At 59.9% G+C, this 23,755-nt stretch carries 22 protein-coding genes; 12 read left to right on the plus strand and 10 right to left on the minus strand.

All coding sequences use genetic code 11. From position 1 onward, the window contains the following. Positions 1-92 precede the first annotated feature (92 nt). A complete protein-coding gene (locus tag ACR0JW_RS12935) occupies positions 93-980 on the plus strand; it encodes a PhzF family phenazine biosynthesis protein (RefSeq protein WP_170680917.1) in 888 nt (295 codons plus the stop codon). Next, on the plus strand, positions 977-1,849 hold the full coding sequence (locus tag ACR0JW_RS12940) for a glycosyltransferase family 10 domain-containing protein (protein WP_170680915.1): 873 nt from the start codon (positions 977-979) through the stop codon (positions 1,847-1,849). The genes ACR0JW_RS12935 and ACR0JW_RS12940 overlap by 4 nt, the downstream gene beginning before the upstream one ends. Positions 1,850-1,906: 57 nt before the next feature. On the opposite strand, the gene ACR0JW_RS12945 is transcribed toward ACR0JW_RS12940, so the two are convergent. The 3 genes from ACR0JW_RS12945 to trxB all read right to left on the minus strand — a co-directional run bounded on the left by ACR0JW_RS12945 (position 1,907) and on the right by trxB (position 6,568). Further along, positions 1,907-3,625 (minus strand): bifunctional sulfate adenylyltransferase/adenylylsulfate kinase, encoded by a 1,719-nt coding sequence (locus tag ACR0JW_RS12945; protein WP_170807918.1) that lies wholly within the window; start codon positions 3,623-3,625, stop codon positions 1,907-1,909. 206 nt (positions 3,626-3,831) lie between these two features. Next, positions 3,832-5,502 carry an adenylate/guanylate cyclase domain-containing protein gene (locus ACR0JW_RS12950; protein ID WP_480714023.1) on the minus strand — a complete coding sequence of 557 codons (1,671 nt, stop codon included), beginning with the start codon at positions 5,500-5,502 and terminating at the stop codon, positions 3,832-3,834. 124 nt (positions 5,503-5,626) lie between these two features. Continuing rightward, positions 5,627-6,568 (minus strand): thioredoxin-disulfide reductase, encoded by a 942-nt coding sequence (gene trxB / locus ACR0JW_RS12955; protein ID WP_170680911.1) that lies wholly within the window; start codon positions 6,566-6,568, stop codon positions 5,627-5,629. A gap of 227 nt (positions 6,569-6,795) precedes the next feature. Here trxB and ACR0JW_RS12960 point away from each other — a divergent pair, with 227 nt between their 5' ends. Beyond that, positions 6,796-7,296 (plus strand): Lrp/AsnC family transcriptional regulator, encoded by a 501-nt coding sequence (locus ACR0JW_RS12960; protein WP_170680909.1) that lies wholly within the window; start codon positions 6,796-6,798, stop codon positions 7,294-7,296. A gap of 117 nt (positions 7,297-7,413) precedes the next feature. On the opposite strand, the gene ACR0JW_RS12965 is transcribed toward ACR0JW_RS12960, so the two are convergent. The 4 genes from ACR0JW_RS12965 to lgt form a co-directional block, all read right to left on the minus strand. Then, positions 7,414-8,196: a Hint domain-containing protein gene (locus ACR0JW_RS12965; RefSeq protein WP_170680907.1), complete on the minus strand. Its 783-nt coding sequence runs from the start codon at positions 8,194-8,196 to the stop codon at positions 7,414-7,416. Positions 8,197-8,932: 736 nt separating this feature from the next. Further along, positions 8,933-9,691 carry a peptidoglycan editing factor PgeF gene (gene pgeF / locus ACR0JW_RS12970; RefSeq protein WP_170680905.1) on the minus strand — a complete coding sequence of 253 codons (759 nt, stop codon included), beginning with the start codon at positions 9,689-9,691 and terminating at the stop codon, positions 8,933-8,935. Next, positions 9,688-10,755 carry an SAM-dependent methyltransferase gene (locus tag ACR0JW_RS12975; RefSeq protein ID WP_170680903.1) on the minus strand — a complete coding sequence of 356 codons (1,068 nt, stop codon included), beginning with the start codon at positions 10,753-10,755 and terminating at the stop codon, positions 9,688-9,690. Before ACR0JW_RS12975 ends, pgeF begins: the two co-directional genes overlap by 4 nt. Continuing rightward, positions 10,752-11,639 (minus strand): prolipoprotein diacylglyceryl transferase, encoded by an 888-nt coding sequence (gene lgt / locus ACR0JW_RS12980; protein WP_170680901.1) that lies wholly within the window; start codon positions 11,637-11,639, stop codon positions 10,752-10,754. The genes ACR0JW_RS12975 and lgt overlap by 4 nt, the downstream gene beginning before the upstream one ends. Positions 11,640-11,737: 98 nt before the next feature. On the opposite strand from lgt, the gene ACR0JW_RS12985 reads away from it, so the two are divergent. The 5 genes from ACR0JW_RS12985 to ACR0JW_RS13005 all read left to right on the plus strand — a co-directional run bounded on the left by ACR0JW_RS12985 (position 11,738) and on the right by ACR0JW_RS13005 (position 14,950). After that, complete coding sequence (locus ACR0JW_RS12985) at positions 11,738-11,986, plus strand: accessory factor UbiK family protein (protein WP_050604795.1); 249 nt, start codon at positions 11,738-11,740, stop codon at positions 11,984-11,986. Positions 11,987-12,313: 327 nt separating this feature from the next. Further along, entirely contained in the window at positions 12,314-12,814 is a 501-nt protein-coding gene (locus ACR0JW_RS12990) for a type III secretion system chaperone family protein (RefSeq protein ID WP_170614734.1), read from the plus strand. A 39-nt stretch (positions 12,815-12,853) separates the two neighbouring features. Continuing rightward, positions 12,854-13,669, plus strand: a complete 816-nt coding sequence (proC, locus tag ACR0JW_RS12995; RefSeq protein ID WP_170614733.1) for a pyrroline-5-carboxylate reductase — start codon at positions 12,854-12,856, stop codon at positions 13,667-13,669. Next, positions 13,662-14,000: a tRNA-binding protein gene (locus ACR0JW_RS13000; RefSeq protein WP_170614732.1), complete on the plus strand. Its 339-nt coding sequence runs from the start codon at positions 13,662-13,664 to the stop codon at positions 13,998-14,000. Before proC ends, ACR0JW_RS13000 begins: the two co-directional genes overlap by 8 nt. After that, positions 14,000-14,950 (plus strand): 2-hydroxyacid dehydrogenase, encoded by a 951-nt coding sequence (locus ACR0JW_RS13005; RefSeq protein WP_480714024.1) that lies wholly within the window; start codon positions 14,000-14,002, stop codon positions 14,948-14,950. Before ACR0JW_RS13000 ends, ACR0JW_RS13005 begins: the two co-directional genes overlap by 1 nt. Here the strand turns inward: ACR0JW_RS13005 and ACR0JW_RS13010 are convergent. Further along, positions 14,947-15,525 (minus strand): thymidine kinase, encoded by a 579-nt coding sequence (locus ACR0JW_RS13010; protein WP_170680897.1) that lies wholly within the window; start codon positions 15,523-15,525, stop codon positions 14,947-14,949. The two genes, ACR0JW_RS13005 and ACR0JW_RS13010, sit on opposite strands and share 4 nt — an antisense overlap. A gap of 355 nt (positions 15,526-15,880) precedes the next feature. Here ACR0JW_RS13010 and ACR0JW_RS13015 point away from each other — a divergent pair, with 355 nt between their 5' ends. After that, the gene (locus tag ACR0JW_RS13015) at positions 15,881-16,342 is read left to right on the plus strand and encodes a hypothetical protein (protein ID WP_170614729.1); all 462 of its coding nucleotides are present in this window, start codon (positions 15,881-15,883) and stop codon (positions 16,340-16,342) included. A 65-nt stretch (positions 16,343-16,407) separates the two neighbouring features. Here ACR0JW_RS13015 and ACR0JW_RS13020 read toward each other — a convergent pair whose 3' ends face one another. Then, complete coding sequence (locus tag ACR0JW_RS13020) at positions 16,408-17,532, minus strand: beta-ketoacyl-ACP synthase III (protein ID WP_170680895.1); 1,125 nt, start codon at positions 17,530-17,532, stop codon at positions 16,408-16,410. A gap of 217 nt (positions 17,533-17,749) precedes the next feature. Next, the gene (gene carB / locus ACR0JW_RS13025; protein ID WP_170680893.1) at positions 17,750-21,103 is read right to left on the minus strand and encodes a carbamoyl-phosphate synthase large subunit; all 3,354 of its coding nucleotides are present in this window, start codon (positions 21,101-21,103) and stop codon (positions 17,750-17,752) included. Positions 21,104-21,281: 178 nt separating this feature from the next. Here carB and ACR0JW_RS13030 point away from each other — a divergent pair, with 178 nt between their 5' ends. From ACR0JW_RS13030 to ACR0JW_RS13040, 3 genes are read left to right on the plus strand one after another with little or no spacing between them, the layout of a single operon-like run. Then, positions 21,282-22,409, plus strand: a complete 1,128-nt coding sequence (locus ACR0JW_RS13030; protein ID WP_170680881.1) for an aminodeoxychorismate synthase component I — start codon at positions 21,282-21,284, stop codon at positions 22,407-22,409. Continuing rightward, complete coding sequence (locus ACR0JW_RS13035) at positions 22,364-23,011, plus strand: aminotransferase class IV family protein (protein ID WP_170680879.1); 648 nt, start codon at positions 22,364-22,366, stop codon at positions 23,009-23,011. The genes ACR0JW_RS13030 and ACR0JW_RS13035 overlap by 46 nt, the downstream gene beginning before the upstream one ends. Next, a complete protein-coding gene (locus ACR0JW_RS13040) occupies positions 23,008-23,679 on the plus strand; it encodes a CPBP family intramembrane glutamic endopeptidase (RefSeq protein WP_480714025.1) in 672 nt (223 codons plus the stop codon). Before ACR0JW_RS13035 ends, ACR0JW_RS13040 begins: the two co-directional genes overlap by 4 nt. The last annotated feature ends 76 nt before the right edge of the window (positions 23,680-23,755 follow it).

Here is a 23,755-nt window from a genome sequence, read left to right on the forward strand (position 1 = left end):
TTTAGCGTGACAATGACCGCCATAGCGGCGACATATGCGAACCGGAAGGGCCGGATGCGCCCGTAATTCATATGGTTCGAGGAAAGTGACGCATGAGCTGGTTCGATTTTGACTGGGTAGACGCCTTCAGCGACCGGGCATTTGGCGGAAACGGTTGTGCCGTGGTCCACGGTGGTGCTGTGCTGTCGCAGGAAGTGTGCATGGCCTATGTCCGCGAAACCTCGCTTGTGGAATGCACCTTCACCGGCCCTTCGGAAGTCGCGGATGTGCATGTGCGTTACTTCCTGGCCAGTCGCGAAATCCCATTTGCCGGGCATCCCACCATCGCCACCGTAGCAGCCATGCGGTCGCGCGGGTTGTTCGAAGGTGACTGCCTGACGCTGGAAACCGGGGCAGGGATCGTATCGATCCGCTTGAGCGGCGATGAAATTGAGATGACGCAGGTTGCCCCCCAATTTGGCCAGCACGTGCCGGCGGAACTTGTTGCCGCCGCGATCGGCCTTTCGGAAAGCGCCATCATCTCCCCGCCCCAGTTCGTGTCGACCGGATTGCCGTTCTGCATCACTGTGTTGCGCGATCATGATGCCCTGCGGGCCGCAAAACTGTCCGAAGAGCCTCTGCGCAAGGTGGCCGAGAAGGCAGGTTTTTCGGGCTCAGATATGGCCGAACCCTTCCTTGTGACGCTGAAGGGTGCAACGTCTGTCGGTGACACATTCTCGCGCCTGCTGCTGGCGCCACCCAGCCCGCCAGAGGATCCGTTCACCGGCTCGGCCACGGGCGCCATGGCGGCTTACCTGTGGAAATACGGCCTGATGCCGAAGGACACCTTTGTGGCCGAGCAGGGGCACGACATGGGCCGCCCCGGACAGGCGACTGTCACGCGAATTGGCCCCCCGGACGCGATGACCGGGATCAGGGTTGCCGGTCGCGGCCATGTCCTGATGCGTGGTCAGGTCGACCTGCAAGAGACATTGCAATGACCCGTCCCGCGATTGCCATTTTGCCATACGGCCACCGTCTGGGTCCGAAACTGGGGGCAGTTCCCCTGTCCGATCTCATCTGGCCCGAGGGCTGCCCAGAGCGCCTGACCGGCAAGACCATCGGCGATCTCGAGCGCACCGATCACCTGATCATGTACCCCAACTCTACCGTACATCTGCGCCTGCGCCGCGGCACACGCGCGCGCATTTCGTTGATGATGGGGGAACCTTCGGCCATTCACGCCAAGCACGACCGGATGCTGCGCTGGACCCATCGCCGCTTTTTCCGGGTGTTCACCTTTCACGACATCCTTCTGCAGACCATCCCGAACGCCGTGTTCCTGCCCTACGGCGATACGCAGGTGTTGGACTGGCAGGATCTGAAAACTGAAAAAAAACGCTCCTGTTCCCTCATCGCGTCGGCCAAACGGGATCAGGTTGGGCATGAATTGCGGCACGAACTGATTGACTGGGTCCGGGAAAGTGGCGCGGATGTCGATGTAATGGGCCGGGGTTACAAACCGTTTGAGAACAAGTCCGATGGTCTGGCCCAATACCGGTACTCGGTGGTTATCGAGAACGTCCGGGAACGGAACTACTTCTCGGAAAAGCTGATCGATGCGATCCTGTGTTCGACCGTGCCGATCTACTGGGGATGCCCGAATATCGACGACTTCATGGACACTTCGGGCATGATCCTGTGCGAATCCAAGGCTGAAATTCAGCAGGCGATTGCGGATGCATCGCCAGAGGATTTCACCGCCCGTCTGCCGCATGTGCAGGCCATTCAGGCCAAAGCCGCCGAATTTGGCGCCTTCGAGCGCCGCGCAGTCGAGGCGCTTCGCGCGGAACTGAATTCCGGAAGTTGAGAGAAGATAACCCCCGGCATAGACCGGGGGCTTTCGTGTTCAGGTTCTGAAACCGGCTCAGGTCGCGGCAATCAGGCCCATGCTTTCCAGTTTCAGCAGTACCTGGTGGGCGCAGTTGTCGACCTCGACATTCTCGGTTTCAACGCGCAGTTCCGGGTTCTGCGGTACGTCGTAAGGGTCCGAGATGCCGGTGAACTCCTTGATCTTGCCTTCCCGCGCCAGCTTGTACAGGCCCTTGCGGTCGCGGCGCTCGCATTCCTCGATCGTGGTGGCCACGTGAACCTCGCAGAACGCGCCGAACTGTTCGATCTCCTCGCGAACCGCGCGGCGGGTTGTGGCATAAGGCGCGATCGGCGCGCAGATAGCGATGCCTCCGTTCTTGGTGATTTCGGACGCCACATAGCCGATGCGGCGGATGTTCAGGTCGCGGTGTTCCTTCGAGAAGCCCAGTTCCGATGACAGGTTTTTACGCACAATGTCACCGTCCAGCAAAGTCACCGGGCGGCCGCCCATTTCCATCAGCTTAACCATAAGCGCGTTGGCGATAGTGGATTTGCCCGAGCCCGAGAAACCGGTGAAGAACACCGTAAATCCCTGCTGGCTGCGCGGCGGCTTGGTCTTGCGCAGTTCTGCAACGACTTCGGGGAAGCTGAACCATTCGGGGATTTCCAGACCTTCGGCCAGACGGCGGCGCAGTTCGGTGCCCGAGATGTTCAGGATCGTGACCTTGTCCTTGTCCAGGATCTCGTCATTCGGCTCGTACTGAGCACGCTCCTGAACGTAGACCATGTGTTTGAAGTCGACCATCTCGACGCCGATTTCGTCCTGAAACTGGCGGAACAGATCCTGCGCGTCGTAGGGGCCATAGAAATCCTCGCCCTGGCTGTTCTTGCCGGGGCCGGCATGGTCGCGGCCCACGATGAAATGGGTGCAGCCGTGGTTGGCGCGGATAAGCCCGTGCCAGACCGCCTCGCGCGGGCCGGCCATGCGCATCGCCAGGTTCAGCAGCGACATCGATGTGGTGGATGCGGGATACTTGTCCAGTACCGCCTCGTAGCAGCGGACACGGGTAAAGTGATCGACATCACCCGGCTTGGTCATGCCGACAACCGGATGGATCAGCAGGTTGGCCTGCGCCTCTTTGGCGGCGCGGAAGGTCAGTTCCTGATGCGCACGGTGCAGCGGGTTGCGGGTCTGGAACGCCACGATGCGGCGCCAGCCCAGCTTGCGGAAATAGGCGCGCAGCTCGTTTGGGGTGTCGCGGCGGGCGCGGAAATCGTAGTGGACCGGTTGCTGAATGCCGACCACGGGGCCGCCCAGATATACCTTGCCGGCCACGTTGTGCAGATAGTTCACGGCCGGGTGCGCGTCGTCGTCCGCGCCAAAGACTTTCTCGGCCTCACGCGCCTTGTCCGGTGTCCAACGGTCGGTCACGGTCATGGTGCCCAGAATGACGCCTTCCTGGTCGCGCAGGGCAATGTCCTGACCCAGTTCGATGTTCTCGGCAAAATCTTCGCTGACATCCAGCGTAATCGGCATCGGCCACAGGGTGCCGTCAGCCAGGCGCATGTTTTCCACGACGTTGTCGTAGTCGGCCTCGGACAGGAAACCCTTGAGCGGGTTGAACCCGCCATTCATCAGCAGCTCCAGATCGCAGATCTGGCGCGGGCTCAGGTCCCAGCTTGTCAGATCGGCGGCTTCGACCTTCAGTTTCTGGGCCGAGTCATAGGATACGTACAGTTCAGGGATCGGTGCCAGATTGCTTAACATCGTCATCAGAATACTCTTATTACAGTGTGGTGTTGCCTGTCGTCGCGGCGCATGTGCCCCGATGCAAGCCCGGAGTCCATATACCTTCATGAAACAAAGGACGATATGCGTCGAATTTTCCCGGATTGGAAGGATTTTCCATGTTTGGAATGCATTTGCGATCACGGTTCTTCAAATTGGCAACAATTCCGCCGCTTTCAGCGCATGTGTTCCTATGCTGCGACGCTCAGCTCGAGTTCCGATGCACGTTTGACGGTCAGGGCAGGCACCGGGTGGCTCACGCCGCGCAACTCGAAAAAGTGGATGTCTGAAACGCTGTAATCAAACTCTGCCGCCTGCAAAAGCGTCTCGGACACCAGCAGTTCCGCACCCAGTGCCTTGGTTTCGGCTTCCAACCGGCTGGCCACGTTCACGGCATCCCCGATAATGGTACGCGAAGCCGAACCGGCAGCGCCGATCTCGCCCAAAACCAGATCGCCCAGATGCAACCCCATGCCGATCCTGACACCTGGGGCGCCTTCACCCTCAAGCTGGCGGTTGAACTGCTGCAGCGCCTGGCTGATCTCGGCGGCCGCCTTCAGCCCGGCCCGGGCCGAGCTTGCGGTATCCGGTGTTTCAAACACGGCCAGCAGCCCGTCGCCCATGTACTTGTCGACAACACCGCCCTGGGAAGTGATGGGCGGCACGATCGCGTCAAAGAACCGGTTCAGAAGGAACACGATGTCATACGGCAATTGGCCGGTCGTGCGCGCGGTGAACCCGCGCATGTCCAGAAACAGCACGGCAAGCTGGCGTTCTTTTCCCTGACTGGCATGCGCGCGCCCGCGGCGGCCTTCAGGGCGGAACATGCGGAACACGGTTGCGGGTTCGGTCGGGCGAATCTGACAGGCCAGGCGCGCGCCCTGCGGGGCGTTTACGGCGTTCAGACTGCGTGCCTCGACTGCACTGGGGGACGGAAGATCGTCGGCGCCTTTCTCGACAATCACGCGGCAGGTGGTGCAACGCCCCTTGCCGCCGCACAATGCGGTGTGCGGGATGCCGTTGGCCTGAGAAATCTCAAGCAGGGTCATGCCTTTCTCCGCCACTACCTCGGGGCCGTCCACATACCGGACACGCACCGAATGCCTGCGCCGCCACATCTTGCGCCCGAAATAGATCAGCAGCGTCGCCCCAAGGGCCACCCAGAAAACCATTAGCGAGGTGTTCTTGACACCGAACATGGTCTGGAAAGCTTCGGGGGAGGGCCAGTTGTAGTGCTCGATATACTGCTCGCGCAGGTCGTCATCAGCGAAGTCCAACCACAGCCGCCGCCCCTCGGTCAGCAGCCCCGCAAGCGCAAAGGTCGGGATGAAAACGGCCAATCCAATCAGATAAGGCACGGCCCGTGACCACCAACGGGTCAGGCGCAGCCACATATGCAAACCGATGCAGCCATGTATCCAGACCAACAACAGCAACAGGCTTTGCATCCAGATCGCGATGCTGGGCCACATCAGGATGATGATATAGCCCATCTCGTCATTCACATCGAAAATCTCGTGCGCATACCGTGTATGAACAATGTGAGAGATCAGCTGCAGCGGGATCAGCAACCCCAGAACAACCTGTAATCCGGTGCTGAACGGCATGCGCAGGGTTCTGCGCTGGGCAATGGAGTAAAGTGCCAGACCGGCATGGGTGAACAGCGCCGAATAAAGAAGGATTGCCCCGGCATCGTGCCGGGTGACAGCCTGACGCCCATCCTGCATGCCATGCAGGTAGTCCGTGTGAAACAGGCCCAGGCCAATGTTGATGAAATGAAAGAAGGCAAAGTTAAACAGGACAAGACCGCTGCCGATCCGAAGACGGGTAGCCCATCCGCCGCGCCACAGAACGTTACTCAAAGATGCCACCCATATACGGCCTTTCGTGCCCCCAAAGTCTGATACGGGGTAGGGCGGCGGTCAAGACGGCCATCGGGCGAACGACTGAATTCACCGGGCGTCGCTGGTGAATTCAGCCAATTGCTTATTCCTGTTCGGCCAGGAAACGCTCGGCGTCCAGTGCGGCCATGCAGCCCATTCCGGCGCTGGTGACGGCCTGGCGATAGATATGGTCCGTCAGGTCACCCGCAGCGAAAACACCGGGAACCGAGGTTTCGCTGGACCCCGGTTTGGTCACGACATAGCCACCCATATGGGTTTCCAGCGTGTCCTTGACCAGTTCGTTGGCCGGAGCGTGGCCGATGGCCACGAATACGCCCTTGCATGGAATTTCCGTGATCTCGCCAGTTTTCACGTTCTTCACGCGCACGCCTTCCACGCCCAGCGGAGCATCGGTTCCGATCACCTCGTCCAGTTCATGGAACCACAGCGCCTCGATCTTTTCGTTTTTGAACAGGCGATCCTGCAGGATCTTTTCTGCCCGCAATTCATCCCGGCGGTGAATCAGTGTGACCTTGCTGGCAAAATTGGTCAGGAACAGCGCCTCTTCGACGGCGGTATTGCCGCCACCGATCACCACAATCTCCTGTCCACGATAGAAGAACCCGTCGCAGGTGGCGCAGGCAGATACGCCAAAGCCCTTGAACTTGTCTTCCGAGGGCAGGCCAAGCCACTTGGCGCGGGCGCCAGTGGCAAGAATGACCGCGTCTGCCGAATAAACCGTGCCGCTGTCACCCTTCGCGGTGAACGGGCGCTTGCTGATATCCAGATCGCTGATGATGTCGCCGATGATCTCGCAGCCCATCGCCGCTGCATGTTCCTGCATCTTGATCATCAGATCGGGGCCCTGCACCTCGGTAAAGCCGGGGTAGTTCTCGACATCGGTTGTGGTGGTCAGCTGGCCGCCGGGCTCGATCCCCTGTACCAGGATCGGCTCCAGCATTGCCCGGCTCGCATAAACGCCGGCCGTGTATCCGGCCGGTCCCGACCCGATGATCAGAACCTTGGTGTGTTTTGTGTCGGCCATGGTACCCCCAACTCGATCTGCCTGATGTGGGCGCTTTGCCCGTTGAGGATGGATATAGCGACCGCTTGATCGGGCTTAAAGCCCCTTCCTGACGGTTCCTGTACGGCAGGCGGGGCAGGCGATGTCGATGAAATTTGCATTACAAATAAACAATATTGCGCGGCGGTGAAATAATATTGCGCATTAGCTGGGCGCTGATATAACAACTGAAAATTCAGGAGCATTCCATGGTCGCCACACGGCTGGATGAGATTGACCGCAAAATTCTGGCGGAATTGCAGGCAGACGGTCGCATGACCAACGTAGAACTGGCCAAACGCGTGGGAATATCAGCCCCGCCGTGTCTGCGCCGGGTGCGTACGCTCGAGGAATCAGGCCTGATCCACGGCTACCACGCCGACGTCAACGCCCGCGAACTTGGGTTCGAAGTGCAGGTCTTTGCCATGGTCGGCCTCGAAAGCCAGGCCGAATCCGAACTCAGCGCGTTCGAAAATCGGTGCCGGGAATGGCCACTGGTCCGCGAATGCCATATGCTGAACGGCGAAGTCGATTTCATCCTGAAATGCGTTGCGCCAGATCTCAGCAGCTTTCAGCAGTTTCTTACAGGCGAGTTGCTGACCACGCCGAACGTGGCCAGCGTAAAGACGTCGCTTGTCATCCGCGGCGCAAAAGACGAGCCCGGCGTGCCCTTCGACGTTCTGGAAGAACGAATGAACCGGACGGCGTAACCCCCGCGCGTTTTGGATGTGCCGTAACCGGCGGCAGCATTGCGGCGACCGCCAAAGATAAGATCCAACTGAGTATTAGCTGCATTATGCCCCCACTATGCAGTAATCGTTAACATTTCACGCTGATATCGCGTCCACCTCTCCATCTCCGGCGCGCGGCATCAGCAGCGGGCCAAAATCGTTGAGTGACTCGATATGAGCAAACAGGTTCAAATAGATCGACCGCAAAGAGTGGCTGATCATCCGAACAGCATTAACGCCTGGATGATAAGACTCAAAAGATAACCCATCAACACTTATCACCGAATGCCGTTTGAGGCAGATATGAAACAGTTCGACCGGAGTGGGCGGCAATGTTTCGATAACGCCCATTCCGTCCTGGAACTCCCGAACCGGTGCCAGAATCGGTGCGCCGCCATGCAGGTGGCGCAAATGGGCCGGGCAGCCCAGCAGCCGGGCCGCTGGTCCGGCGATGACACCGGACATCGGTTTCTGCATCCCGAACGTGTCGGCCATGATCCGGGTCAATGGCCGCGTCCGGCCGCGAGAATCTTCGCGTCCTGGAATCAGCGTGACGGATCCTTTCCACAGCACGGTTTCCGAGGTGCCATCCTGTGTCAGGACCGTATCCCCCGGCGTCAGATCTTCGATTGCAATCGGTCCGTGTTCGGTATCGACCAGCGAACCGCGCGTGAAGGCGCAGAACGCATCCTCGAACATGGGCAGCGCCGGTGCGATGTGGCGGGTTTGCGAAACTTCACCATTTTTCAGCAACGTGCTGACCTCGTAGCGCCGTAGCTGCGCCTTTGCCTTTACTGGCGGTTGTTGGGCTTCGCGCAGCATCGCCGACGTTTCGACGGCATTTCTGGCGGCGCGTGCCAATGAATTTGGAATAGTCATATTTATTCCGTCCCCTCTAAATACCGGTCATGCAGGCCGAACCCTAGGGCAGACCCACCAGATCGGTGTCGTTCTTTGTCTTGAATGAAACGAGAGACCACAGGACGACAGTCGGAATTCCCGCGCGTCGCGACGCAATATCGCATAACTTTGGTCAACACATTGACCCCCCAGACAAACTCACACAACCGCAAACTGAAATTGTTCACGCACACACGCCCCGTATCAGCGCCACGCAGTATGGTCGTGGCAGCTCGTGCATCGGGCCGGAGCACCCTCCCGTTGCACGTATTAGCCCTTGGAACCGGCAGCATGGTTCCTCGGGCCTTCATGATCAGCGCCGCGCCGCCAGACGGCGCGCAACTCTGACAGATCTGCTGGAAACTCGCTTCCATGGCATGTCAGGGTTTTGGTCCCTGATCGCCGCGAAAACAGCGCTTAGAAAGCGTGATCTCGTCTTCATAACTTTGTCCTGCTCAATTATTGGGGCTTAGGCCCGTTTTCCCTTGTGTGAACCATTTGTGACGCTGATTTGCGGCACCGATAAGGCTGATCCGGGATCAATTGAGGACAAATTGAAGGTAAGCGGTTCCCTTTTGTTAACATTGCCGCGCCAATTAAAGGTCAAAACGTATAACTGTTTGACAGCGGACAATAATTCCCGTTCGATTCTGATTGGAATAAACACCACAAATGTGGCGGAAAAGCGGCAAAATTGCCTTAATCTTGCCTAAAGCTACAATCTGATCGCGGAAATCAGGCGCCCGTAGTCCGCCTCTTTGGCGTGTGTCGACCGGCGGTAGGAATAGAACCTTTCGGGGTCGGAATAGGTGCAATGCCGTGTCCATTCCGCCTGCCCGATACCCGCCGCCCGCAGCCGGTGCAGGCCAAAGGCGGGCAGGTCGAAATGAAGCCGATCGCCTTGCCCATTTGCGAAAAACCGCATGTTATCGTGCGAGTCCGCAGCAAAGTCATCCAAAAACTCCGGCCCGACCTCATATGCGCGTTGCGAGATCGTGGGGCCGATCACCGCAATGGTGTCTTCGCGGCGCGCGCCCAGGGCCACCATGGCCTCCAACGTGGCTTCCAGCACGCCATCCAGGGCACCGCGCCACCCAGCATGTGCGGCCCCGATCACATTTGCGTTTGGATCAGCAAACAGCACTGGCTGGCAGTCGGCCGTCAGGATCGTCAGGGCCAGCCCGGGCGTTGCGGTCACAACCGCGTCCGCCTTTGGCTTCTCACCGGTAATCGGGGCATCGACCGTCAGGACGGTTGGGGAATGCACCTGATGCACACCGATCAGCGCGTCGTGGGCAACTGCCATCGCATCGGCCACCCGGCTGCGGTTCACGGTTACGACGTCGGTCTGGTCAGACGACCCGTACCCGCAGTTCAGCCCCGAGAAGATTCCGGATGACGCCCCGCCGCGGCGGCTGAAAAACCCATGTCGGACAGGGGACAGAAGATCAGATGTCAGAATCTCGAGCGTCATGGTTCCAGTCCCGGTGGTGGAGAAGCGTTTGCCGGATAGAGGCCCAGCACTTTGAACAGGTTTCCCATTTCCTCGGGATGCGTCAACCGGCGATGTGCCGAGACCAGCGAATCCAGCGCCGGACCGGTTAATGATTGAGCCAGTCTTTGCGCACGTGCCGTTATGCCCAGCCGCTCAAGGAAAACGCCCTGTGGGGTCAGGCGTGTATGGGCACAGCCCGCTGTCCGGCTGGCCGCTGCAAGGGGTTCGAAATCAACATGGGCCGTCAGGTCGGCCTGGCCCGGGTCCGTCAGCACGTCTGACCGCTGATGCCCGCGCAGCGCCTGCAACGTGTCGCCCAGCGACCGCCAGTCGCCATAATCCACGATCAGGCCAACGCCACCATTTGCGGCAATGCGGCCGGAAATCTCGCTGACGAAGGGAATGGCCGGGGCACAAAGTTCGACCAGATCAGCGTCCTGGGTATCCTCCAGCCGTGCGTGCAGGGCGGGCTGTGGCCCCGACGGTCCCAAACCAAAGCTCAGCGCGCCGTGATCCGCGCCGATCAGCCTCTCGCGCCAGCCCTCGCCATCCCGCAGGAATTGCCGGATCGGCAGGGCATCAAAGAACTCATTGGCGACAAGATACATCGGAAGGTCCGGCAACATGTCGATCGTATCAATCCAGACCGGCGCATGATCTTTCAGCGTCTCAAGCTGGATGGCGCGCAACGTGGGTGATGCCTCCAGCAACACGACCTGCGCAGCATCGTGAAAACCGGGAATATCCCGTGTGGCGCGCAGGATGTCCGACATCAGGGTTCCGCGACCGGGGCCCAACTCGACAAGGGTAATCCGTGCGGGACGGCCCTGATCCAACCAGCCTTGCGCCAGACACAGGCCGATCAGTTCTCCGAACATCTGGCTGATTTCCGGGGCGGTAATGAAATCGCCCTGCACGCCAAGCGGGTCGCGGGTTGTGTAGTATCCCAAATCAGGATGCAGCAGGCATTCGCTCATGTAATCGGCAATCGTCATCGGGCCGTCCTGCCCGATCCGTGCCAGCAGGTGATCGGTCAGGTTCATTTCGCCGCCCGGGCGCGCAGGGCAAACCACAGGCCAAGACCGATCATCGGCAGAGACAACAACTGCCCCATCGTCAGTCCATAGCCGCCCACATGCCATGCAAGTCCCAACGGGTTGCCGGGAGAAACAAACTGCGCATCCGGCTGGCGGAAGAACTCAACTATAAAGCGGGATGCGCCGTATCCGACCAGAAACACGCCCATAATCAGACCGGGTTTGCGGAACGCCCCGCGCCGATAGGCCAGCCACAGCAACAGCGCGCCAAGCAGGATGCCTTCAAGTGCAGCCTCATACAATTGTGAAGGGTGGCGCGCGCACATGCCCGTCACAACGCCAGGGCAGTCCTGCGCGGCCATGCCGGGAAAGTTCACGGCCCATGGCGCATCGCTTGGCCGCCCCCAGAGTTCCGCATTGATGAAATTGGCCAGTCGCCCCAGCAACAATCCCGGCGGTACGGTGTGGGCGATCAGATCGGCCAGAGTCAGCGCCGGTATATTATGCCGCCTTGCATAAAAATATACGGCGACAACCACGCCCAGCAATCCGCCGTGAAAGGCCATGCCGCCTTGCCAGACTTTCAGGATATCCAGCGGATGCGACAGGTAGTATCCGGGCTGATAGAACAGCACGAACCCCAGCCGTCCGCCCAGAATGACGCCAAGGATGATCCAAGTGACCAGATCCTCCAATTGCTCCTTGCGCAAAGGCGGCGCCTCGCCGGGCCACAGGGCAGGGCGACGCAACGCGGACAGCGCCATCCGCCACGCGATCAGAATGCCGGCGATGTAAGCCAGTGCGTACCATCGCAGCGCGAACTCCATCCCGAACAGCGAGATCGAGAACAATTCGGGCGACAGATCGGGAAAATTCAGAATAGCCTGCATGTGCGTCTCATTGCCCGGGCTTTGCAGGGCAAGTCAACCTTGAGTCCGGCTCATTCTTTACCCATATAGGGACCAACCGCGAAACCGGAGTTAGAGACATGCAAACCCGCAACAAAATCCTGGACGACGTATCCCAGCTGATGACCAACGCGATGGGCGTGGCGCAGGGCGCGCGGGAAGAGGCCGAAAATGCGATGAAGTCGATGATCGACCGCTGGCTGGCCGACCGTGATTTCGTTACCCGCGAAGAATTTGATGCCGTCCGTGCCATGGCCCAGAAAGCGCGCGAAGAAAATGCGGCGCTCGAAGCGCGGATAGCAGCGCTTGAGGCGAAACTGGACAAGTAACGTTCCGTTCGCGCCGCGTTGACCAAGTTTTCAGGACAAAATTTTTTGCCGCGCAATCCGAATTAACGGGTTGTGCGATGCGGTGTATTTTGACGCGTCGCAGAATTTAATCAAGAAAAAGCTGGGCAAAGTGCCAATATTTTGGATGCCGTTGCAGGCTGTCCACAACTTATTGCTGTTATCCCCAAGAATGGGGGTTGTCAGAATATCAACCACATCGCACCATATTTAGTACAGGCCCAAGGGGGAAGCCCGGCTTGTAGAGCAGGCAACTAGCAATGGGGCGCTGCCAGCCCCGAAATGCTAGAGAAGGAGCGAGGTGGCATTATGGCCCTTTCCGAACAGTTTCTAGAAGAAGACCTTCATCCGATTGATATTGTTGAACATCTGGCCGAACACCACGACTGGGATTTTGACCGCATCGGCGATGACCAGATTGCCATGGCCGTCGAGGGCCAGTGGCGGACCTATTCGATCACGCTGGCCTGGTCCAACTATGACGAAACACTGCGAATGGTCTGTTCGTTCGAAATGGAACCGCCGGCCGAACGGGAAATGCAGCTTTACGAGCTGCTCAACAAGATGAATGATCAGTGCTGGGCGGGGGCCTTTACCTACTGGGCCAACCAGAAACTGATGGTCTACCGCTATGGTCTGGTGCTGGCGGGCGGCCAGATGGCCAGCGCCGAGCAGATCGATACGATGATCAACGCCGCCGTTCTCAGCGCCGAGCGGTATTACCCGGCGATACAACTGGTCACGTGGGGCAACCGTACCCCGGAAGAGGCCATTCAGGTCGCCATTGCAGAGGCCTACGGCCGCGCGTAAAGCTTTGCCCTGAATCGTTACGTTACGAGAGGGGCAATCATGGATATGTCACGCGTCGCCGATCAGGGGCTTGTGCTTTTGGGATGTGGCAAGATGGGGTCCGCCATGCTCGCCGGATGGCTTGAGCATGGTCTTCCCGCATCTTCGGTCTGGGTTATCGACCCTTACCCTTCCGACTGGCTCAAGGCGCAGGGCGTGAACATCAACACACCGTTGCCCGAAGCGCCCGCCGTGGTGCTTGTTGCCGTCAAACCGCAGATGATGGGCGACGCGCTGCCCGCGATCAAGGCGCTGGGCGGTGGCACCAGCCTGTTCATCTCTGTTGCAGCCGGAACCTCTCTGGCCACGTTTGAGGACGTTCTGGGGCAGGGCACCCCGATCATCCGCGCCATGCCAAACACGCCCGCCGCGATCCGCCAGGGCATTACCGCGCTGATCGGCAACGCCAACGCCACAGACGCCGATGCGGATCTGGCCGAATCCCTGCTGTCGGCCATCGGACAGACGGTCCGGCTGGAGAGTGAGGACCAGATGGATGCCGTAACCGGCCTCAGCGGTTCGGGTCCGGCCTATGTGTTCCACCTGATCGAAGCGCTCGCCAAGGCGGGCGAGGCGCATGGCCTGCCGCACGAACTGGCGATGAAGCTGGCCAAATCCACCGTGGCCGGGGCCGGTGCGCTGGCCATGGCCGCCGAGGAAGACCCTGCACAACTGCGCATCAATGTCACCTCGCCCAACGGGACAACTCAGGCCGCGCTTGAGGTTCTGATGCACGAGGAAACCGGGTTCCCGGATCTTCTGCACCGCGCCGTCGGCGCTGCAACCAATCGGTCGAGGGAGCTGTCGCGTGAGTGAGATTTCCTTCGACGACTTTCTCAAGGTCGATATCCGCGTGGGTCAGGTGGTGCGCGCGGAACCATATCCCGAGGCCCGCAAACCCGCGATCAAGATGTGGATCGACTTCGGCGACGAGATCGGCGAGCGCAAAACCTCGGCTCAGGTCACGGCCCATTACGACCCGGCCGGGCTGGTCGGCAAACAGGTGATGGCCGTGATCAACTTTCCGCCGCGCCAGATTGGACGATTCATGTCCGAAGTTCTGGTGCTTGGCCTGCCGGACGAGAACGGCGAAATCGTTCTTATCGGCCCTGACGGCAAGGTCCCGCTGGGTGGGCGGATGCACTGATGAAGCTCTGGATCACCCGACCGATGACACCCGCCGTCGAAAGCCGCGCCCGCGCCGAATTCGACGTCCAGATCAGGGCTGAAACCACGCCGCTTGACCACGCTGAAATGCATCGTGCCTTGACCGAGTTCGATCTGGTGGTTCCGACGTTGGGCGATCAGTTCTCGGCACAGATCATCGGTGAGGTGCCCGCACCGCGATGCAAGCTGCTGGCCAATTTCGGCGTGGGTTACAACCATATCGACGTGGATGCGGCACGGTCGGCAGGTATCGCCGTTACCAACACGCCTGGCGCTGTCACGGACGCCACCGCTGACATCGCCATGACCCTTCTGCTATCCACTGCTCGCCGTGCGGGCGAGGGTGAGCGGCTGGTCCGTTCGGCTGGCTGGCGGGGGTGGCACCCGACCCAGATGCTGGGCCACCACGTGACCGGCAAGCGGGTCGGCATCGTGGGCATGGGCCGTATCGGGCAGGCCATCGCACGGCGCTGTCATTTCGGGTTCGGTATGCAGGTTGCCTATCAGTCCCGCAGCCCAAAGGACGTCGATTTTCCCGCGGACTACATCCCCAAACTGACCGACCTTGCAGCGTCGGTCGATTTCCTGGTGCTTGCCGTCCCCGGCGGCGCGGAAACAAGGCATCTGGTCAACACGCAGGTTCTTGAGGCAATGAAGCCGTCCGGCCTGCTGATCAACATCGCGCGGGGTGAGGTTGTGGACGAGGCCGCCCTGATCGCGGCCCTGCAAGAAGGCCGAATCGCTGGCGCGGGTCTGGACGTATACGAATTCGAACCGACCGTCCCTCAGGCCCTTCGTGATATGGAAAACGTGACATTGTTGCCGCATCTTGGCACCGCCACCGAAGAGGTGCGTACCGATATGGGGCAGATGGCGCTGGACAATGTCGCGGCCTTTATTGCGGGGCGTCCGTTGCTCAACCCGGTTTAGACGCCCACCGCCTGACGCCAGTGTTTGCGGCACAGCGAAACATAGGTTTCGTTGCCGCCGATCTGCACCTGTGCGCCTTCGGTGATGGCCTGGCCGTTTTCGTCCTGCCGGATCACCATGGTCGCCTTACGTCCGCATCTGCAGATGGTGCGCACCTCGCGCATCTCGTCGGCCAACGCCAGTAGGGCGGCCGAGCCCGGGAACAGCTTTCCCAGAAAATCGACCCGCAACCCATATGCCAGCACGGGAACATCCAGATCGTCCACCGCGCGGGCCAGTTGCCATACCTGATCCTCGGTCAGAAACTGCGCCTCATCGACGAAGACGCAGGCGATTTTGCCTTTGTTCCGGCGATCTTGGATCATCTGAAAAACGTCGTCTTCCGTTGCGAACACATCCGCTTCGGCGGATATGCCGATGCGAGAAGCGATGCGACCGACACCGGCCCGTCCATCCAGCGCGGCGGTCATCAGATAGGTGTCCATGCCCCGCTCGCGATAGTTGTGCGATGCCTGCAGCAACACGGTCGATTTGCCCGCATTCATGGTGGAATAGTTGAAATACAGTTTTGCCATGGGCCGGGTCTAAATCGGGTGAACCAAGGGGGCAAGTCATCAATGGCATTGAGGAAGCGACGTCGCCGTTGCGGTTGCATGGGCCGAGCATATGCTCTCTGGGGATGGAACCCGCGCGCCCACAACAACGACGCCGTCGGCCAACATATGGCCTAAACAGAGCGGAGCCAAAAATCAGCTCCGCGATCACTCATTACCGGCTTGAAATGCCGCCACTCACTCACAAAATCCCCGCATATCTGAGGGATAGCCAATATATGACATTTCAATTATGAATCGAATATGGGAAATTTCCCCACCCTTTCCCCCAAATGCGGTCGGCTGAAGGGTGATTACAGGTAACAAAGGTAAAACAATGGCAGATATCGGGGCCTATCTGAAAAAGCATACCGAAGCACTGGTCAAAGATGTGGGAATCGAATCTGCCTGTAAGATAACGGGCAAGTCCAAAGCGACACTTGGGCGGTACTATTCAGACAACGCCGAACACAGCGACCGGTTCATGCCGGTGGACGCCGTAGCGAGGCTTGAGACGGTGGCAGGCTTTCCCCACGTTACTTCTGCGCTGGCCGATCTCAATAACATCACTTTGTCGTATGACGGCCGGAATTCCGACTCCCCGCGCACCGGCGGCGTGAACTCGGACGTCATCGCCTTAAGTCAGCGTTTTGCGATGCTGATGACCGAATACCAGGCTGCCATCGAAGACGGTATCATCACCGTGAACGAAGCAAAGCGGCTGCTGAGAGAAACCAGCCTGTTGCAGCAGGTTTTGATCGAAATGAAGCTGCATCTGGAAGAAGAAAGCGTCAGCTGAACCGCCGGAACTCGGGTCCGAGATGCGATTTTCGTGAACAGACGCTTACCCGTATGATTGTGAAGTCAGCTTTTCCGCTTCACAATCACAGACCCGACCGAATAACCGGCCCCGAAGGAACAGATCAGGCCGATCTGGCCATCTTCCAGATCGTCCGAGTATTTCGAGAATGCAATGATCGACCCGGCGGATGAGGTGTTAGCGTAATCCTGCAGGATATTGGGCTGCTCACCCGGATCGGGCACGCGGCCCAGAACCTTTTTGCCGATGAAATCGTTCATGGTCTTGTTGGCCTGATGCAGCCACAGCCGTTTCAGATCGTCACTGCCCAGCCCCTCGGCCTCCATGTGATCGGTGATGTGCTGGCTGACCATCGGCAGCACCTCCTTGAACACCTTGCGCCCGTTCTGCATGAACTGCATATCGCGCCGATCTTCCATCCCGGCCGGTCGGGCGCGGCGCAAAAAGCCGTTGTTGTTGCGGATGTTGTTGGAAAATGCCGTGGCGCAGCGGGTCGAGAGAATCTCAAAATGGGCGCCCGTGGCATCCTCCTGCCGCTCGATCAGCGTGGCGGTTGCAACATCGCCGAAAATGAAGTGGCAATCGCGGTCGCGCCATTCCAGATGGCCCGAGCAGATCTCGGGGTTGACCACAAGCGCCGCCCGAACAGACCCCGACCGGACCATATCCGCAGCCGCCTGAATCCCGAACGTGGCCGAGGAACAGGCGACATTCATGTCAAACCCGAAGCCCGAGATACCAAGCGCCTCCTGTATCTCGATCGCAATGGCAGGATAAGCGCGCTCGTGGTTCGAGGCGGCGCAGATAACCAGATCAATGTCATCCGCCGTGCGACCGGCCTGCGCCATCGCCTTTTTGCAGGCATCCACCGCCATTTCGGTCATAATCCCCGGCTCATCATCGCCGCGCTGCCGCAGAAGCGGGTGCATCACGTCCGGATCCAGAACGCCGGATTTGTCCATCACATAACGGTTTTCGATCCCTGACGCCTTCAGGATGAACTCTTCCGACGAATGCTGCATCGCCTCCATGCGCCCGTCCGCGATGGCCTGCGCGTTCGCGGCGTTCTGTTTGTCGGCATAGGCGTTGAACGCTTCGACAAGCTCGGCATTGGTGATGACATTTTCGGGTGTGAAAACCCCGGAGCCGGTGATGGCAGGCGTATACATGGTCGGTCCTGATTGGTCTGGATCAGCACAAAATGCCGATGCAAGGCGGGCAGATCAAGGTTGGGTGACCTAAGGGAATGCGCGGGAACACGCCGGGTGATGTAACCTCCGGCGTGATTGCTCTGGCCTACCTACTATGTGAAAACCTGCCCGAGACAGAAAAAACCCCCGGATTGCTCCGAGGGTTTCGCGTGACATTTTGTGGCGCTGAACCGTGTCAGCCCTGCAGCGACCTGACTTCGACATCACCCTCGGCCTGCGCCTTGATCGCCAGAGCGGCAGCATGGCTGGCAGCGGCTGTGGTGAAATACGGGATCTTGTCATAAAGCGCGATCGAGCGGATGGCCTTGCTGTCCTCGACCGCCTGCGCGCCTTCGGTGGTGTTCATCAGCAACTGAACCTGACCGTCCTTCAGCATGTCGACCACGTCCGGGCGCCCTTCATACACCTTGTTGACCACGTCGCAGGGCACGCCCTGTTCAGCCAGCCAGCTTTGCGTGCCCCGGGTCGCGACAAGCATAAAGCCCTGCGCCACCAGCACCTGCGCCGCTTCAAGCATCGTCCGGCACTTGTCCGCGTCCTTGATCGAGATGAACGCGCGCCCCGAAGACGGCAATACCATCCCGGCGCCCATCTGCGCCTTCAGGAAGGCGCGCGGGAAGCTGCGGTCCCAGCCCATCACTTCCCCGGTCGAGCGCATTTCGGGGCCTAGGATCGTGTCGACGCCGGGGAAGCGGGCAAAGGGCAGCACCGCCTCTTTAACCGAAAACCACGGCATGTTCGGGTCGGCCAGTGTCATCTGATCGGCGATCTTGGTGTCGTCCACGGTCTTGTAGGCCGGACGCATCGGGAAGTTCGAAAGCTTTTCACCCGCCATCACCCGCGCCGCGATCGAGGCAATTGCACTGTCGGTCGCTTTGGCGACAAACGGCACCGTGCGGCTGGCGCGCGGGTTGACCTCGATCAGGAAAATCTCGTCGTCCTTGATCGCGAACTGCACGTTCATCAGGCCGACGACGTTCAGCGCCTTTGCCAGTTTGAACGCCTGTTCCTTGATCTGGCCGATGATCTCTTTCGACAACGAATAAGGCGGCAGCGAACAGGCCGAGTCGCCCGAATGCACACCTGCTTCCTCGATATGCTGCATAATGCCGGCCACATGCACGTCAGTGCCGTCGCACAGGGCATCCACGTCCAGTTCGACCGCACCGGCCAGATAGCTGTCCAGCAGAACCGGGCTGTCGCCAGACACAACCACGGCCTCGTTGATATAGCGTTTCAGCTGATCCATATCGCGCACGATTTCCATCGCGCGGCCACCCAACACGTAGGACGGGCGGATCACCAGCGGGAAACCGATCTTTTCGGCGATCTCAAGCGCCTGTTCGCCGGTCGAGGCGATGCCGTTATTGGGCTGCTTCAGGCCCAGATCGTTGACCAGCGCCTGGAACCGTTCGCGGTCTTCGGCCAGATCGATGGCGTCCGGTGTGGTGCCAAGGATCGGGATACCTTCAGCCTCAAGCGCATTGGCCAGTTTCAGCGGGGTCTGACCGCCGAATTGAACGATGACGCCGTGCAGCGTGCCGTTTTCCTGTTCCTTCGTCAGGATTTCCATGACGTGTTCAAAGGTCAGCGGCTCGAAATACAGGCGGTCCGAGGTGTCATAGTCGGTCGACACGGTCTCGGGGTTGCAGTTGACCATGATGGTCTCATACCCAGCCTCGGTCAGCGCGAAACAGGCGTGACAGCAGCAATAGTCGAATTCGATGCCCTGACCGATCCGGTTCGGGCCACCACCGAGGATGACAACCTTCTTGCGGTCCGACGGACGCGCCTCGCATTCAACCTCTCCCATCATCGGGGCTTCGTAGGTCGAGTACATATAGGGCGTCTGCGCTTCGAATTCGGCGGCACAGGTGTCGATACGTTTGAACACGGCATTCACACCCAGGTTGCGGCGGGCGCGGCGGACGTTTGCTTCGTCGCGGCCAGACAGATTGCCCAGACGCGCATCGGTGAAGCCAAGCATTTTCAGCTTGCGGATGCCGTCCTCGGTTACCGGCAGGCCGTCTTTGCGGACCGTGCGCTCGGCCTCGATGATCTCGCGGATGCGTGCCAGGAACCACGGGTCAAACTTGGTGACGCCGAAAATCTCGTCATCGGTCAGGCCGTGGCGCATGGCCTGCGCGATGGTGCGAAGGCGGTCGGGCGTCTGCTGACTGATCGCCTTGATGACGTGCGCCTTGTCGTCGCCGCTTTCGACCTCGTCCCACAGGCCGATGCTCAACCCCGGAATTTCGATCTCGTCAAATCCGGTCAGGCCCGATTCCATCGACGCCAGCGCCTTCTGCATCGATTCGTGGATCGTGCGGCCGATGGACATCGCCTCACCCACCGACTTCATCGCGGTGGTCAGGTAGGGTTCAGAGCCCGGAAATTTCTCAAACGCGAATTTCGGGATTTTGGTGACGACGTAGTCGATGGTCGGTTCGAACGACGCGGGCGTGACCTTGGTGATGTCATTGTCCAACTCGTCCAGCGTGTAGCCCACGGCCAGTTTCGCCGCGATCTTCGCAATCGGGAAACCAGTCGCTTTCGAGGCCAGTGCCGACGAGCGCGACACACGCGGGTTCATCTCGATCACGACCATACGGCCATCATCCGGGTTGATCGCCCACTGCACGTTCGATCCGCCAGTCTCAACTCCGATTTCGCGCAGCACGGCGATCGAGCCGTTGCGCATGATCTGGTATTCCTTGTCGGTCAGCGTCAGGGCTGGGGCCACAGTGATCGAGTCACCGGTATGCACGCCCATTGGGTCCACGTTTTCGATGGAACAGACGATGATGGCGTTGTCGGCAGTGTCGCGCACCACCTCCATCTCGTATTCCTTCCAACCCAGCAGGCTTTCATCGACGAGAATCTGGTTCACCGGCGAAGCATCCATGCCCGAGCGGCAAAAATGGATATAATCCTCGCGGTTATAAGCGACACCACCGCCGGTTCCGCCCAGTGTAAAGGCGGGGCGGATGATCGCAGGCAAGCCGATTTCTTCCAGTTCGTCCAACGCCATTTGTACGCCGGCATCCAGATCGGTGGAGCCGTTCTCGCGCTTGGGTGCGGTCACGATTGTCGCCTTGGGGTTCTCAAGACCCAGCCGGTCCATCGCCTCGCGGAACAGGGCGCGGTCCTCGGCCATTTCGATGGCATTGCGCTTGGCACCGATCATCTCGACCCCGAACTTCTCGAGCACACCCATTTCTTCCAAGGCGAGAGAAGTGTTCAACCCGGTCTGCCCGCCCATCGTGGGCAGCAGGGCGTCGGGGCGCTCTTTCTCGATGATCTTGGCAACCACTTCGGGCGTGATCGGTTCGATATAGGTGGCATCCGCAAGACCGGGATCGGTCATGATCGTAGCGGGGTTCGAGTTCACCAGAATGACCCGGTACCCTTCTTCCCGCAGCGCCTTGCAGGCCTGTGCGCCCGAATAGTCGAATTCGCAGGCCTGTCCGATGACAATGGGGCCGGCCCCGATGATCATGATCGACTGGATGTCGGTTCTTCTGGGCATGGCCTGGTTCCTTCGATTGTCCGCGAGTCAGGGCACCCTCCGAGTGCCCAAATTGTCCTGCGTTATAGGGACCGCGCCAAAAGGTTCAAGGGGGATCGGAAACAGGGATGAAATTGCCGCTTTCCCCTCTTTCCCTTACCGCCGTATTCTCTATACCGCGCAGCACGGTAAATTGAGGATGCACGTGCGAATTCGTTTCGATCAGGGGCCAGCCGGACCCGGAACCAGTTTCGACCGGCCAGCCAGAGTGATCCGCGCGGACAAGGCGGAGGACGTGCCCCAGGCGATGGCGGCGCTGGATTCGGCGCGCACTGACGGTGCATGGCTGGCAGGCTACGCCAGTTACGAGCTTGGCTATGTTTTAGAGCCGCGCCTGAACGACCGTCTGCCGGAAGATCGCCGCCTGCCGCTTCTGTGTTTTGGCGTTTATGCCGCGCCCACACAACGTGATCTTCCCCCCGCCGCCGGCGGGGTGACCGGTTTTCAGCCACGCTGGGATGAGGCCCGGTATACCCGCGCCTTTCGACAGGTTCATGACGCGATCGGGGCCGGGGACATTTATCAGGCCAATCTGACCTTTCCGATCCATCTGACGGTCGAAGGCGACAGCGCCGCGCTATACGCGGCCCTTGCTGCAGGCCAGCCTGTCGGCCACGGCGCGTTGATCGAGCAAGACGATCTGCCCGATCTGCTCAGCCGCTCGCCCGAGCTGTTTTTCCGCACCGACGCCGACCGCGGGATCGAAACCCGCCCGATGAAAGGCACCCAGCCGCGCAGCGAGGACATGGCGGAAGACGCCCGCCGCCGCGCATTCCTGTCGACCGACGACAAGAACCGCGCCGAGAACCTGATGATCGTTGATCTGCTGCGCAACGATATCAGCCGCGTCGCCTTGCCCGGATCGGTCCGGGTGCCCGAACTGTTCAAGGTCGAAACCTACGCCACTGTGCATCAGATGGTCTCGCTGGTGCAGGCGCAACTTCATATGGGCGCGGAATTGTCCGATATCCTCACGGCACTTTTTCCCTGTGGCTCGATCACCGGCGCGCCCAAAATCCGCGCGATGGAGATATTGTCCGACCTCGAACTCTGGCCGCGCGACATTTATTGCGGCACAATCGGCTGGGCAGCGCCGGACGGACGGTCGGAATTCAACGTGGCGATCCGGACCCTGATGGTGGAAAACGGCGCGGCCACGCTGAATGTCGGCGGCGGTGTCGTCTGGGACAGCACCGCCCCGTCCGAATATGAGGAAGCGCTATGGAAAGCCCGCTTTGCCCGCCAGCCGAGACTGACTTCCGCCTGATTGAAACACTGGCCTACCGGCCGGGACAGGGGATGATCCGGCTGGATCTTCATCTGAACCGGATGCAGCGCACCGCAAACGCCCTGCACCTGCCGTTTTCCCCGGACGACGCACAATCGGCGCTGCAGACCATAACGGGCGATACCCCGCTGCGGTGTCGTCTGACGATGGACGTGTCGGGCCGTTTCGAGGTGACCACCGGGGTGTTGGCCGACAACCCCGCAGTCTGGCGGATTGCCGTGGCCGAAACACGGCTATCTTCGTCGGATATCTGGTTGCGGCACAAGACCACGCAACGCGAAACCTATGACACCGCCCGGGCCTCGTTGCCTGCTGGAACGGATGAGCTGATTTTCCTGAACGAACTGGACGAGCTGTGCGAGGGCACCATAACGAACCTGTTCATCGAAACCTCGCGGGGCCAGCACCTGACACCGGCACTGACCTGCGGTCTTCTGCCGGGCATTCTGCGGCAGCAGCTTCTGGAAACAGGAAAAACCACTCAGGCGGTCCTTACCCTGGCCGATCTGCGCAACGCCCGGAACCTCTGGGTCGGCAATTCCCTTCGCGGCCTTATCCCGGCTGAACTGGTGCAGCATTGAGCGCGTTTGGCGAATGGGCCCTTCCGCCGACAACCCGCGTCCGGCTCTGGCTGGAGTTCGGATTGTTCTTCGTTGTGGCCCCGGTCCTGATTGCGGTCCTTTTCCCGCCGAACTGGATGTTTCCGATGCTGTTCATCTTCACGGCAATCGGGATCGTTCTGTTGCACAACACGCCCGGCTTTTCATGGGCCGAACTACGCTGGAACTGGCGCAACTGGTCCTGGGCCGAACTGTTGGTGTTCATCTTCGCCATGGCCCTGTTCTGCTCGATCCTGGTGTTGTGGACACGGCAGGACGCTGCGTTCTACCTGCTGCTGCACCGGCCCGAGTTTCTGGCCATCATCTGGCTCGGGTATCCGCTGGCCTCGGCCCTGCCGCAGGAGCTGCTTTTCCGGCCTCTGTTCTTTCGCCGCTATCACGGGATCCTGCCGGACGGCCGCGCGGCCTATCTTCTCAATGCCGTGCTGTTTTCACTGGCGCATCTGATGTATTGGAGCTGGATTGTCGCCCTCATGACCTTCGGCGGCGGGCTGCTGTTCACCTGGGCCTACCGCAAGCGCGGATCGTTTTTCTACGCGGTGCTGCTGCACGCGATTGCGGGCAATATCATCTTCGCGGCCGGGCTGGGCGTCTATTTCTACTCGGGCAACGTGCAAAGGCCGTTTTGACGACGCGACCCGCCTTGACTTTCCAAGCCCGACGGGGTGTATCGGCGCGACGAATTCTGCGCCCGAAGGGATATGA

Source organism: Ruegeria sp. BG6 (assembly GCF_056538465.1).

What these genes read in the sequence shown, in the direction of transcription:
- ACR0JW_RS13020 (WP_170680895.1), bottom strand. Translation starts at nt 17,532, where the DNA reads ATGTATACGCCTGCCATCACCGGCTCCGGGGTTTTCACACCCGAAAAT.
- ACR0JW_RS13015 (WP_170614729.1), top strand. Translation starts at nt 15,881, where the DNA reads ATGGCAGATATCGGGGCCTATCTGAAAAAGCATACCGAAGCACTGGTC.
- ACR0JW_RS13010 (WP_170680897.1), bottom strand. Translation starts at nt 15,525, where the DNA reads ATGGCAAAACTGTATTTCAACTATTCCACCATGAATGCGGGCAAATCG.
- ACR0JW_RS12940 (WP_170680915.1), top strand. Translation starts at nt 977, where the DNA reads ATGACCCGTCCCGCGATTGCCATTTTGCCATACGGCCACCGTCTGGGT.
- ACR0JW_RS12935 (WP_170680917.1), top strand. Translation starts at nt 93, where the DNA reads ATGAGCTGGTTCGATTTTGACTGGGTAGACGCCTTCAGCGACCGGGCA.
- ACR0JW_RS13005 (WP_480714024.1), top strand. Translation starts at nt 14,000, where the DNA reads ATGAAGCTCTGGATCACCCGACCGATGACACCCGCCGTCGAAAGCCGC.
- ACR0JW_RS13035 (WP_170680879.1), top strand. Translation starts at nt 22,364, where the DNA reads ATGGAAAGCCCGCTTTGCCCGCCAGCCGAGACTGACTTCCGCCTGATT.
- ACR0JW_RS12945 (WP_170807918.1), bottom strand. Translation starts at nt 3,625, where the DNA reads ATGACGATGTTAAGCAATCTGGCACCGATCCCTGAACTGTACGTATCC.
- carB (WP_170680893.1), bottom strand. Translation starts at nt 21,103, where the DNA reads ATGCCCAGAAGAACCGACATCCAGTCGATCATGATCATCGGGGCCGGC.
- pgeF (WP_170680905.1), bottom strand. Translation starts at nt 9,691, where the DNA reads ATGACGCTCGAGATTCTGACATCTGATCTTCTGTCCCCTGTCCGACAT.
- lgt (WP_170680901.1), bottom strand. Translation starts at nt 11,639, where the DNA reads ATGCAGGCTATTCTGAATTTTCCCGATCTGTCGCCCGAATTGTTCTCG.
- ACR0JW_RS12965 (WP_170680907.1), bottom strand. Translation starts at nt 8,196, where the DNA reads ATGACTATTCCAAATTCATTGGCACGCGCCGCCAGAAATGCCGTCGAA.
- ACR0JW_RS12960 (WP_170680909.1), top strand. Translation starts at nt 6,796, where the DNA reads ATGGTCGCCACACGGCTGGATGAGATTGACCGCAAAATTCTGGCGGAA.
- proC (WP_170614733.1), top strand. Translation starts at nt 12,854, where the DNA reads ATGGATATGTCACGCGTCGCCGATCAGGGGCTTGTGCTTTTGGGATGT.
- ACR0JW_RS12975 (WP_170680903.1), bottom strand. Translation starts at nt 10,755, where the DNA reads ATGAACCTGACCGATCACCTGCTGGCACGGATCGGGCAGGACGGCCCG.
- ACR0JW_RS13030 (WP_170680881.1), top strand. Translation starts at nt 21,282, where the DNA reads ATGCACGTGCGAATTCGTTTCGATCAGGGGCCAGCCGGACCCGGAACC.
- ACR0JW_RS12985 (WP_050604795.1), top strand. Translation starts at nt 11,738, where the DNA reads ATGCAAACCCGCAACAAAATCCTGGACGACGTATCCCAGCTGATGACC.
- trxB (WP_170680911.1), bottom strand. Translation starts at nt 6,568, where the DNA reads ATGGCCGACACAAAACACACCAAGGTTCTGATCATCGGGTCGGGACCG.
- ACR0JW_RS12990 (WP_170614734.1), top strand. Translation starts at nt 12,314, where the DNA reads ATGGCCCTTTCCGAACAGTTTCTAGAAGAAGACCTTCATCCGATTGAT.